10 protein-coding genes are annotated in these 11,155 nt (G+C 71.9%); 2 read left to right on the forward strand and 8 right to left on the reverse strand.

What is annotated here, in order from left to right:
• The first annotated feature begins 9 nt into the window (after positions 1-9).
• Positions 10-432, forward strand: a complete 423-nt coding sequence (locus tag J2X46_RS05480) for a VanZ family protein (protein ID WP_310247856.1) — start codon at positions 10-12, stop codon at positions 430-432.
• Here the strand turns inward: J2X46_RS05480 and J2X46_RS05485 are convergent.
• Together J2X46_RS05485 and J2X46_RS05490 are read right to left on the reverse strand one after the other, a co-directional pair.
• Positions 407-694, reverse strand: a complete 288-nt coding sequence (locus J2X46_RS05485) for a PqqD family peptide modification chaperone (RefSeq protein WP_310247858.1) — start codon at positions 692-694, stop codon at positions 407-409. The two genes, J2X46_RS05480 and J2X46_RS05485, sit on opposite strands and share 26 nt — an antisense overlap.
• Positions 691-1,548 carry a nucleotidyltransferase family protein gene (locus J2X46_RS05490; protein ID WP_310247859.1) on the reverse strand — a complete coding sequence of 286 codons (858 nt, stop codon included), beginning with the start codon at positions 1,546-1,548 and terminating at the stop codon, positions 691-693. Before J2X46_RS05490 ends, J2X46_RS05485 begins: the two co-directional genes overlap by 4 nt.
• An 81-nt stretch (positions 1,549-1,629) precedes the next feature.
• Here J2X46_RS05490 and J2X46_RS05495 point away from each other — a divergent pair, with 81 nt between their 5' ends.
• The gene (locus J2X46_RS05495) at positions 1,630-3,084 is read left to right on the forward strand and encodes a polysaccharide biosynthesis tyrosine autokinase (protein WP_310247860.1); all 1,455 of its coding nucleotides are present in this window, start codon (positions 1,630-1,632) and stop codon (positions 3,082-3,084) included.
• A gap of 6 nt (positions 3,085-3,090) precedes the next feature.
• Here the strand turns inward: J2X46_RS05495 and J2X46_RS05500 are convergent, their stop codons facing one another.
• Genes J2X46_RS05500 through J2X46_RS05525 form a run of 6 tightly spaced genes read right to left on the reverse strand, consistent with a single transcriptional unit; the run spans position 3,091 to position 11,128 of the window.
• On the reverse strand, positions 3,091-4,506 hold the full coding sequence (locus J2X46_RS05500) for a sugar transferase (protein ID WP_310247862.1): 1,416 nt from the start codon (positions 4,504-4,506) through the stop codon (positions 3,091-3,093).
• Positions 4,507-5,616: a glycosyltransferase gene (locus J2X46_RS05505; protein WP_310247864.1), complete on the reverse strand. Its 1,110-nt coding sequence runs from the start codon at positions 5,614-5,616 to the stop codon at positions 4,507-4,509. It lies immediately after the preceding gene.
• Positions 5,613-6,638, reverse strand: a complete 1,026-nt coding sequence (locus J2X46_RS05510; RefSeq protein WP_310247865.1) for a glycosyltransferase family 4 protein — start codon at positions 6,636-6,638, stop codon at positions 5,613-5,615. Before J2X46_RS05510 ends, J2X46_RS05505 begins: the two co-directional genes overlap by 4 nt.
• On the reverse strand, positions 6,631-7,785 hold the full coding sequence (locus tag J2X46_RS05515) for an O-antigen ligase family protein (protein WP_310247866.1): 1,155 nt from the start codon (positions 7,783-7,785) through the stop codon (positions 6,631-6,633). The genes J2X46_RS05510 and J2X46_RS05515 overlap by 8 nt, the downstream gene beginning before the upstream one ends.
• Entirely contained in the window at positions 7,782-8,864 is a 1,083-nt protein-coding gene (locus J2X46_RS05520) for a glycosyltransferase family 4 protein (protein ID WP_310247867.1), read from the reverse strand. The genes J2X46_RS05515 and J2X46_RS05520 overlap by 4 nt, the downstream gene beginning before the upstream one ends.
• Positions 8,855-11,128, reverse strand: coding sequence for an N-acetylneuraminate synthase family protein (locus tag J2X46_RS05525; protein ID WP_310247869.1), 2,274 nt, complete (start codon positions 11,126-11,128; stop codon positions 8,855-8,857). The genes J2X46_RS05520 and J2X46_RS05525 overlap by 10 nt, the downstream gene beginning before the upstream one ends.
• Positions 11,129-11,155 lie beyond the last annotated feature (27 nt).

Consider the following 11,155-nt stretch of genomic DNA (forward strand, 5'->3'; position numbering starts at 1 on the left):
GGTGGGCCCGTGACGTGGGCGCGGGATCGTCGGATCGCGGCGGCGGCCGGAGCGGCGTACGTCCTCGGCATGGTGGTGCTGGTCGCCGGACCGTGGGGCTGGTGGCTGAACCGGCTGACCGTGCGGCTCTACACGCTGTTCCGCTACGACGTGCCGATCGCGCCGGACTGGGCGCTGCCCGAGCACTACGGCTACCTGCTCAACGTCCTGCTGTTCGTGCCCGTCGGGGCGGCACTCGTCGCCGTCATGCGATGGCCGTGGTGGTGGGCCACCGGCGTCGCGACCGTGGCGTCCGCCGCGATCGAGGTGGTGCAGTGGCTCTGGCTGGACCGCGAGGGCAGCTGGCACGACGTGGTCGCCAACGGCCTGGGCGCCCTGCTGGGCGCTGCGCTGGCGCGCCTCGTGGTCAGTCCTCGCGCACCACGCCGATGATCACGAGCTGGTCGACCAGCTCGGCCACGTCGTCGCGGATGTCGTCGACGGCCGCGTCGGACATCGCCGCCGCGGCCGCGGTGACCTCCTCCAGCGTCCCGCCGTCCGCCAGCGCGAGCCAGACGACGCACCCGGACCCCTCGAGCATGATCGGCATGCCCCGCGGCACCCGGGTGAGGTAGGCCGTGGGCTCCTCGTCGGCGTCGAGGTCCTCCTGGCTGACCCAGGCCACGTCGTCGGCGATCCGGTAGATGTGCGTCACGACCGCTTCACCCGCTTCACCAGCTCGTCGGCCGCCCGGCGCAGCCGCACGCGTTGGCGTTCGCGGATCTCGGCCTTGGTCGGCGGCCGGCCGAGCTCCATGCGCAGGTGGTCCTGGTTGACCCGGAACGCCGCGGTCACCAGGCGCGCCTTGGCGCGCGGGCCGGACGCGGCCGCGAGCCGGGCACGCCACTCGTTGCTGCGGCTGCCGCCCTCGGCGAAGTGGCGCCACAGCTTGTAGGTCGGGTGGGAGCGGTACAGCTCGAGCTCGCCGATCCCCGCGGCCAGGGCCACCTCGGCGTCGAGCTCGGCCGCCAGCTTGCGTACGTCGTCCTGCTCGCCCGGGTCGGCGGCGAGCCAGGCGTGGTCGATGTCGGAGCTGCCGCCGGAGCGTGCCGAGTGCAGCACGAGGATCAGCCGCTGGGCGGTGCGGTCGGGCACCCGACAGTCGCGGTGGGCGATCTGCAGCATCTCGCTGGTCCGCGCGAACACGTCGAAGGCCTGCTCGGCGTCGACCATCACGCCGGGCCAGTGCACGTGCACGTCGACCCAGCCCCAGTCGTCGTGCCACCAGTTCGCGGCGTGGGCGAAGACCGACCCCGTGGAGAAGTCGGTGCGCTGCTCCCAGCCCACGGACTCCAGAGCGGCGGCCAGCCGCGCCAGGTGGCTGGGGCGGACGAGCACGTCGACGTCGCTCGAGTGGCGACCCTCGGCGCGGAGGCCCGGCAGGACCGCCGGACCCTTGAGGTGGAGGAGGTCGAGGTCGCCGTCGTCGGCGAGCTTCTGGACGACCGCGTGGGCCAGGTGGACCCGCGCCGCGATGGGCGCCGTCCGGCCGTCCGGCTCCTCGGTCATGTCCCACATCGTGCCAGCAGCGCCACGGCGGTGTCGGCGTTCCGCCCGGACAGGCACGCCGTACGCCCTAGACTCGCGAGCATGACCTTCGGGGACTTCGTCAGGCTGAGTCGCGCCTATGTGTGGGTGCTGATCGGCTGCACGGTCCTCGGCGCGCTGCTGATGATGGCCAAGACGACGCGCGACCCCGTGCTCTACTCGGCGACCTCGTCGGGCCTGGTCGTCGTGGGCCAGGCCACGTCCGCGGGCGAGGAGCAGGGCAACTCGGCGCTGGCCGAGGAGAAGGCCGGGCTCTACGCCTTCCTCGTCAACTCGCAGCCGGTCGCGGAGAAGGTCGTGGAGGACCTCGGCCTCGACACCCCACCTGCGGAGATCGCCAGCCGCTTCACCGCCACGGTCAACGCCGACGTCAACGCCCTCACGATCACTGCGACCGGCACCACGCCCGAGGAGGCACGCGACCTGGCGACCAGCGTCGTCGGCGCCGTCGTGGAGTACGCCCAGGAGGTCGACACCGGCGAGGCGAACCCCAAGCAGGACCCGCTGACCCGCATCGTGCAGGTGACGCCGGCCGAGCTGCCGGGTGCGCCGTTCACCCCCGACTACCGCAAGGCGGCGATGAAGGGTGCGGCCGGCGGCCTCGCCCTGTGCTACGCCGTGCTCATCGCGCGCCGCCTCATCGATCGCCGGGTCCGCTCGGTCAAGCACGTCGAGGACGCCACCGGCGCCTCGGTGCTGGGCATCATCCCGAAGGAGGACGCGCTCGGGCGCAGCCACCGCGGCGTCCGCGGTGACCTGGGCCGCGCGGCCGAGTCGTTCCGCCAGCTGCGCACCAACCTCCGCTTCATCGACGTCGACAACGAGCCGCGGAAGATCGTGGTGACCTCGGCGCTCGCGGGAGAGGGCAAGTCGACGGTCTCCTCCAACATCGCCCGACTGGTGGCCCAGGCCGGCACGCCGGTGCTGCTGGTGGACGCCGATCTGCGTCGCCCCCAGATCGCGACCACCTTCGAGATCGACGGTGCGGTGGGGCTGACCCAGGCGCTCGCCGGCGACGTGGAGATGCGCGAGGTCATCGTGGACTCGGGCATGGCCAACCTCAGCGTGCTCCCGGCGGGGCGGATCCCGCCGAACCCGAGCGAGCTGCTCGGATCGCTGCGGATGAAGCAGTTCATCGACGACCTGTCCCAGGACTACCTCGTGATCCTGGACGCCCCGCCGCTGCTGCCGGTCACCGACGCGGGCCTGCTGTCGGCCTTCTGCGACGGCGCGCTGCTCGTGCAGGCCGCGGGCAAGACCCAGATCGAGCAGAGCCAGCACTGCCGTCGGATCCTCGACCAGGTCGGCAGTCGGCTGCTGGGCGTCGTACTGAACAAGGCGCCGGTCAAGGGCGCGAGCGCGATCGCGTACGGCGGCGGCTACGGCGGCTACGGAGGGTACGGCGGCTACAAGGCCGAGGAGGCCTCGCGCCAGGCGTACTCCACCGCGGGCAAGGGCCGGCGCCGCAAGCTGCTGGCCAAGTCCGGCAAGGACTGAGCCTCCTCAGTAGGCCCCGCGGCTGGCCAGCACGGCGGAGACGGTGCGGGCGAGGATCAGCAGGTCCTGCACCATCGACCAGTTGTCGACGTAGTACAGGTCGAGGCGGACGGTGTCCTCCCACGACAGGTCCGAGCGCCCGGAGACCTGCCACAGGCCGGTCATGCCGGGCAGCACGTTGAGCCGGCGGAGCATGTCGTCCTCGTACTGCTCGACCTCGCTGGGCAGCGGCGGGCGTGGGCCGACGAGGCTCATCTCGCCGCGGACGACGTTCCACAGCTGGGGCAGCTCGTCGAGGGAGAAGCGGCGGATCAGCCTGCCCGGCTTGGTCACCCGAGGGTCGTCGGTGCTCTTGAACAGGACGTGGCCCTCCCGCGTCTCCAGCTCGGCGAGGCGGGCCTCGGCGTCGACGTGCATCGAGCGCAGCTTGAGGCAGGTGAACTCCTTGCCCTCGCGACCCACGCGGACCTGCCGGAACAGGGCCGGACCGCCGTCGTGGAGCCGGATCCACAGCATCAGCCCGAGCAGGACCGGCGAGACCAGCAGCAGGATGAGGGCCGCGCCGACGAGGTCGAAGGCGCGCTTGGCGTCGTTGGTCGCCAGCTGCGAACGGGAGCGGCCGAGGTGCATCAGCGGCAGGCCGGCAACCGGCCGGATGCTCACGCGCTCGCTGGAGACGTCGGTGAGGTTGGGCGCGACGATGATCTGGACGTCCTGGTGGTCCTCGAGGTCCCAGGCGAGGCGGCGCAGCTGGGTGGAGGACTTCACCGCGCCCGCGGTGAAGAACACGATGTCGGGCGAGACCTCGTCGACGATCGCGCGGACGTCGTCGATGAGCCCGAGGACGGGGACGCCCGAGGAGATGGTCGACGGACCGGCGTGGACGGGCGGCACGAGGCAGCCCATCACCCGGTAGCCGAGCCAGGACTCCCGATCCAGCACCTTGTGGATCTCTTCGATGTAGATCGGGCTGCCGACGAGCAGCACCTTCTCGGTGAAGTGCCCGGCCGCGCGGAGCCGCTGGATCACCCGGCGGCTCCCCAGCCGGCCCACGAACAGCAGCAGCACACCGATCGTGAAGAAGAGGACGAAGAAGCCGCGGGACAGCGGGTACTGCAGGAGGAACGCCATCGTCGCGACGAGGGCGCCGGTGAAGAAGGAGCCGTTGACGACGAGCTTGAACTCCTCGGGGCCGGCGCCGAAGACGTGGCGCTCGTAGGTGCCGTAGATCGCCAGCATGACCACCCACGTCGCCACGAAGAAGACGCTGGCGACGGCGGTGTTCTGCAGGACGTCGTCGGCGGTGTCGAAGACCGACAGGGTGAGGCGGAATCGGATCGCCAGCACCGCCGCCAGGCTGATCATCACGAAGTCGACCGCGCCGACCAGCCAGGGGAGCAGGCGGATGCCCTCGGGTCGCACCTAGCCCAGCCTCCCTTCCGCGTCGACGATGCCGCGGATCCGCTCGATGAAGCGGCCCTCGCTGAACTCCTCGGCGCGGGCTCGCAGGACGTCAGGATTCCACGGGTGGAGGTCGGCCCGGTCGAGAACCGCGGTGATGGCGTCGGGCTCGGGGTGGTCGAAGAAGAGGCCGGTCTCGTGCTCGACGATCGTGTCGAGGTAGCCGCCGCCGCGCAGCGCGATCGTCGGCACGCCGAAGGCCGCGGCCTCGAGCGGGGTCAGCCCGAAGTCCTCGTGGCTCGGGGCGATCAGCACGCGGGCGCGGGAGTACGCCCAGCGCATCTGCGCGTCGGTCAGGCCGCTGAACATGCGCACGTTGGCCGGGATCAGCGCACGCAGCCGCGTCTCCTCCGGGCCGCGCCCGACGATCACGAGGCGGTGGCCGGAGTGCCGGGCCGACTCGATGGCGGCGTCCACGTTCTTGTACGGGAGCAGGCGGGAGACGACCAGGGCGTAGCCGCCCTGCCAGTCCTCCAGCTCCTCGATCGGCTCCTGGGGTGCGCTCGCGTCCATGCTGTGCGGCGCCGGGACGATCTCCGGCTCGATGCCGTACGTCGACCGGATCCGCTCGCGGACCACGCGCGAGATGGCGAGGTAGCGGTCGGCCGCCCGGGCCGCGCGCTTGTCCCACCGGATCAGCGGGGTCTGCATCGCCATCAGGCCCAGGCCGAGGAGCGACTTGTGGGTCGGGCCGCCGAGGTAGCGCTCGCTGTCGTAGAGCCAGCGGGCCGGGGAGTAGCAGTAGACGACCGACCTGCCGCCGATGTCGAAGCCGTGGGCCCACCCGCTGCTCGACACGATGGTGACGTCGGCGTCGACCTTGATCCGCGAGGCGGCCGGGGCGAGCAGGGGCAGCGCGCGGCGGTGGTCGCGGCGCAGCAGCAGCACGCGGTTGAGCGGCGAGGTGACGATGTCGGCGTCGGCGAAGTCGGGATAGGTGCCGTCGGGGTCGTAGAGGGTCGTGTAGACCTTCGCCTCCGGGAACGCCTTCATCAGCGTGAGGACCACCCGCTCCGCGCCTCCGCGCTGCGTCAGGTAGTCGTGGGCGATGGCCACCGTCGGCCGACTCATGGGGCGAGCTCCTCGAGCAGTCGTCGTACCCGCAGCCGGCCGGCGTGCGGGGAGTAGTCAGCCTCCCAACGTGCACGCGCCCGTTCCGTCACGGCACGTACGTCGTCGTCGGAGGCGGACAGGGCCAGGGCGATCACCCGGGCGAGGTCGTCGGCGTCGCCCGTCCGGGCGATCCACGGGTGGTCGGGTCCGGCGACCTCCGGAAGCGCACCCGCGTCGGAGACGACGAAGGGAACGCCGCTGGCCATCGCCTCGGCCGCCACCAGGCCGAACGGCTCGGCCGAGATGCTCGGGAAGACGGCGACGTCGACGCGGGCGAGCACCTCGGCGCGCTCGACCTGGCCGAGGAGCGAGACCTCGGCCGGGGTCTCGTCGAGGGCGCGCAGCACCGCGTCCCGGCGATCGGCGGGGACGTGCCGGTCGTCGCCGCCGACGACCAGCTCGACGTCGTGACCGGCGCCGACGAGGGTGCCGACCGCTCGGGCCAGCACGTCGAGGCCCTTGTCGGTGGTCAGTCGGCCCAGGAAGCCCACGCGCAGGCGGGGCCGCCGTGGCGGCCGGGGCAGGAGCGGGAGGTCCTCGGTCCAGTTGAGGTGGACACGCGCGCCCATGACGTCGTGGGTCATCGCCTGCGAGGGGACGAGCACGCGGAGCGCAGGCCTGCGGGCCACCACGAGCGCGGCGGCCTGCCCCCTCGACTGGGGCTGCTGGTGGAGGTGCACGATGCGGCGGCGGTGGCCCGCCGTCGCGAGCGCCGGCACGAGCCCGTGGCACCACAGCAGGCCGTCGCGCTCCCGGCGGTCCCAGTTCCGCAGGGCACGGATGTAGCGCGGGCGGTCCGTGGCCCGGATCGGCAGTACGTCGATGCCTGCCGCCGCCGCGACCTCGGCCAGCTCCCCGCCGGCCGTCACGACCTGGACGTGGTGGCCGAGCTCGGTCAGGGCCTCGGCATGCCGGAGCAGCATCCGCTCGCCGCCGCCGAGGTCGGGGTTGTTGGCCACCAGGTGGATGTGCTCAGCCATCCGCCACCACCCCGGGTTCGTGCTCGCGCAGGGCGTAGCCCAGCGCCATCGCGACGGCCACCGCCATCGGGGTGTCGAGCAGCACCTCGCCGAGGGTGACCGCCATGACGGCCACGCCGATGAGTGCGGCCTGGGCGCCGGCCGCGACGAGGTCGCCTCGGCGGGCCCGCCTGGTGAGCCGCAGGAACGCGTAGACGATCAGGGCGAGCACGAGCAGGAGGGCCGGCCAGCCACCCTCCTGCCGGGTGGCCAGGTAGCTGTTGTGGAAGAAGAACTCGAGGTCGCCGATCTGGACGCGGGCCGTTCCCGGGCCGTGGCCGAACCACGGTGCGTCGGAGAGCTGGACCCGCTCCTGGGCGATGATCCGCTCGCGCAGGGCGTCGCTGCCGGACCGGTTGGAGAACGGGCCGGAGAGCGCCAGGTCGTCGGGGATGTTGCCGACGAGCCACACGAGCCCCGCCGCCGCTGCTGCGCCTCCGAACACGCCCAGCCGTCGACCGAGGAACATCCAGGCGACGGCGAAGGCGAGCGCCAGCAGCCCGGTGCGCGAGTAGGTGAGCACCAGGCCGGTGACGATGGGCACGGCGACCGCGAGGCGCACCTTCCACCGGTCGTCGGAGAAGAAGACAGCCAGCACCCCGAGCACCGCGAGGAAGTACGCCCCGGCGTTGGGGTCGGCAAGATATCCGGTGAGGCGGCCCGAGTACGCGCCGCCGCCGATGCCCGCGACGCCGAGCGCGACCACGGCCGTGAGGCCGGCAGCCAGCCCCGCCCCGACCGATCGGAGCGACAGGCGGCCGGTGCTGCCGGCCCAGACCAGACCGCACAGGATCGCGACGTGCCCGACGCGCCGGGTCCACTCGATGTGGTTGGCGAGGCCCGAGTAGACCAGCAGCGTCATGAGGGCGGCCACGATGAGGATGACCACCTCGGGCAGCTTCGCGTTGCCGCGTGCGGGTCGCAGCAGGCACAGGCCCACCAGGGCGGCCATCGCGAACTCGTTGATCGGGAAGCCGGCCACCTCGAAAGACCTGAAGGGCAGCACGGCCATCAGCGCGAAGTCGGTGATGCGGATCTCGCGGTCGGCGGTGTCGGCGCGGTCGATGCTCTCGTCCGGGAGGTTCCACGGCGACTCGATGCGCTTCATCGCTCTCCTCCGAGGCCGTCGTACACCTCGGAGATGCGTGCGCACATGTCCGCGACGGTCGGCCAGCCCTCCAGCCCGGGACGGGCCGCAGGCTCGAGGCCCTGTGTCGCGAGGGCGGTGGCGACGGCTGCGGGGTCGTCGGCGTCGACCAGGCACCTGGCCGGCAGCTGCTCGGGATTGCCGCCGACGTCGCTCGCGACGACGCCCAGCCCTCGGGAGGCCGCGTCGAGGAGGGCGTAGGAGCAGTTCTCCCAGACCGACAGCATCGCGAGGACGTCGTGCTCCGCCATGGCGACGTCGGGATCGAGGAAGCCGGGCAGGGTGACGACGTCGCCGAGGCTGAGCCGCTCGACATGGGACCGCAGCGCCGCCTCCTCCTCACCCGTGCCGCCGATGGTCAGCCGGGCGTCGGGGTGCTCACGGTGCAGCGCGGCGAAGCCGTCGAGGAGGGCTGGCAGCCGCTTCTCGGGGGCGAGCCTGGCGAGGGACAGGACCCGCAGGCCGCCCTCGCTTGGTGGTTGAGGTGCGAGCGGAGCGAGCCTCGAAACCACGGGGTCGACGCCATTGGGGATGACGGTGATCGGGCGCCGCGGGTGCCACTTCTCGGTCATCGCGTCGGCGGTCGCGCGACTGACCGCGATGACCGCGTCGAAGCGGCGCAGGCGGGCGGTGTGGGCAGCAGCCATCACTCGGGCCTTGGCCGGCGAGCGGTGGTAGACGAGGTCGTCGCGCGCGATGCCGTGCTCGGTGGTGACCAGCCGGGTGCCGCGACCGACCGCCATCGCGGCGACGATGTCGGCGTGCGAGAGGTGGCTGTGAACGACCGCGGGCCGCAGCGTGCGTACGGCGTGGCGCAGCGAGGCCACCGACGCGCGGGTCCCGTGGTCGGGGCCGAACGGCTCGACGAGCACCGCGGCGCCCAGGTCGCGCAACGCGTCGGGCAGGTCGCCCGGCGGGGTGAGGAAGACCAGCCTCCACCCCGGCAGACCGGAGCGCGCCACGTCGAGGACGTGGCGCGCCACACCGGCCAGGTTGCTCACCGGCACCACCCAGAGGGCGGTGGGTGGGGTCAGAACCATTGCTCCAACCGCTCGAGGGCGACCCAGAAGCCCTCGCCGTCGTTGACGTGCCCCTGCCAGATCTCCGGGATGAAGCTCACGCCCGGCGACATCGCGTCGAGCTGCTGGGCGAGCACCGCCCAGTCGATCTCGCCGTCGCCGACCTGCACGCCCTCGCCGTCGACGCCGGTCGCGTCGACGAGGTGGAGGTGCTCGGTGTGCGGCGCGAACAGGTCGGTGGCCTCGGCGAACGACATGCCGAGGTAGTTGGCCGACAGCTTGGAGTGGGAGACGTCGAAGCAGAGGCGGCGGTCGTAGCGGGCCGCGAACTCGGCGGTGTCGCGCGGGTCGACGAAGAGGTTGCAGTAGAGCTGGCCGCCCATGTACCAGGGGTACGGCGGCAGCGTCTGCGCGCACAGCCGGACGCCGGAGTCGTCGACCCGGGCCAGTCCGGCGGCGACGCGGGCGTACATCTGCTCGCGCTCGGCCTTCGGCACGAAGGCGTCCGTGGTGAAGCCGCCGAGGCTGGCGACGATGACCGGTCCCTCGATCGCACCCTTCGCGTCGGCGTGCTTGGTGAAGTGCTGCTGCATCTCGCGCGTGGTGTCGACGACCCGCTGGAGCTCGCGGATCGACCGCTCCCAGTGGGCGTCGTCCTCGGAGGCGAGGTTGAGCAGGAAGTCGCCGGCGAAGAGGTCGGGAGAGTGTGTGGTGAAGCCCATCGGCAGGCCGCCGTCGTACTTCGCGAACACCTCGGCGACCGGCAGGTCGAGGTCCTTGTAGGAGAAGTGGAACTCGAGGAAGTCGGGGGTGGTGTCCTTCGTCATCGCGTCGATGTCGTGGTAGCGCACGGCCAGGCCCCACGGCCGGCGGAAGTCGTAGGCGCGGCCCTTCGGGGCGGCGTCGCCGAGGTCGGTGGCGTAGAAGAAGTCCCCGGCCTCGAGGGCGCGGGTCGTGGTGCGCCCGACGAGCTTGTCGTACGCGTTGGGCTGCAGGCCGCGTCCGGGGCTCTTGATGTCGATGTCGGCGTCGGTGAGCACCTCGCCGACCTCGATGCGGCGCGCCGCGACGAGCGACTTGGCCAGGTTGACGCGGTTCATCATCTCGCCGGTGGAGACGGCGCGCGGAGCAGAGGTGCCGAGGGCCTCCTCGACCTCGCGGACCCGCTGCACCATCTCGCGGAACTCGCCGGGGAGCAGGCTGACCTTGTGGTCGTTGCCCTCCAGGTCGCGGTCGATCGTGAAGTGCTTCTCGATGATGCGGGCGCCGAGGGCGACCGCGGCGACCGGAACGTGGAATCCGCGCTCGTGGCCGGAGTAGCCGACCGGTGCCTGGGTGAGCTCGGCCAGCCGGGTGAGGTAGGCGAGGTTCACGTCCTTGAAGGGCGCCGGGTAGGTCGACTGGCAGTGCAGGAACGCGTGCGCGACGCCGGTGCTCCGCACCAGCTCGACGGTCTCGCGGATCTCGCCCTCGGTCGACATGCCGGTCGAGATGACCATCGGCGTGCCGCTGGCGGCCATGTGGCGCAGCAGTGCGTGGTTGGTCATGTCGGCCGAGGCGACCTTGAGCGACGGGACGCCGTAGTCGACGAGCCGGTCGACGGAGACGGGGTCCCAGGCGGTGCACATGACGTCGATGCCGATGTCGCGGCAGTGGTCGAAGACCTCGAAGAGCTGGTCGGCCTCGAGGTTGTACTTGGCGAGCAGGTCGAGCGTGTACTGCGGGCCGAGGTCCTCGCCGCCCGACCCCGAGGAGCCCTGGCGGTAGAGCGAGTCCATGTCGCGCAGCTGGAACTTCACGATGTCGGCGCCGGCCTCGACGGACAGGTCGACGAGCTGCTTGGCGAGCGACACGTCGCCCTGGTGGTTGATGCCGATCTCGGAGATCAGCAGCGTCGGGGCGTCGGCCGCGACGACGTGGCGGCCGATGCGCAGCTCGTCGGCGCGGTTGATCGCGACGGCGACCAGGTGCCCGCGGTCGTCGACCAGCGCGACGTGGTCGATGCCCGACCCGAAGGCGTGGGAGATCTCGGCCGGGCTGCTGCCGATCGGCAGGCTGCGCGGTGAGGTGTTGGCCGCCTCGATGGCCGGCACGTCGACGGTCAGGCTCGCGGCGCTGCTGACCCAGCGACGGAAGTCGCCGTCGGACAGGACCCCGTCGAGGTGCCCGTGCGCGTCGACGAGGAAGATCACCCGCGCCTTGTTGGCGGTGATCTTCTCCAGGGCGCGGAGGACCGGGTCGCCCGAGTAGACGACGTACGGCGTGAGGTCACGCTCGATGATCAAGGCTGGTGCCTTCCGTGGGTGTACGTA

It is taken from the genome of Nocardioides sp. BE266, assembly GCF_031457855.1.
In the GTDB taxonomy this organism is placed as follows: domain Bacteria; phylum Actinomycetota; class Actinomycetes; order Propionibacteriales; family Nocardioidaceae; genus Nocardioides.

What these genes read in the sequence shown, in the direction of transcription:
- J2X46_RS05490 (WP_310247859.1), bottom strand. Translation starts at nt 1,548, where the DNA reads ATGACCGAGGAGCCGGACGGCCGGACGGCGCCCATCGCGGCGCGGGTC.
- J2X46_RS05495 (WP_310247860.1), top strand. Translation starts at nt 1,630, where the DNA reads ATGACCTTCGGGGACTTCGTCAGGCTGAGTCGCGCCTATGTGTGGGTG.
- J2X46_RS05505 (WP_310247864.1), bottom strand. Translation starts at nt 5,616, where the DNA reads ATGAGTCGGCCGACGGTGGCCATCGCCCACGACTACCTGACGCAGCGC.
- J2X46_RS05510 (WP_310247865.1), bottom strand. Translation starts at nt 6,638, where the DNA reads ATGGCTGAGCACATCCACCTGGTGGCCAACAACCCCGACCTCGGCGGC.
- J2X46_RS05515 (WP_310247866.1), bottom strand. Translation starts at nt 7,785, where the DNA reads ATGAAGCGCATCGAGTCGCCGTGGAACCTCCCGGACGAGAGCATCGAC.
- J2X46_RS05520 (WP_310247867.1), bottom strand. Translation starts at nt 8,864, where the DNA reads ATGGTTCTGACCCCACCCACCGCCCTCTGGGTGGTGCCGGTGAGCAAC.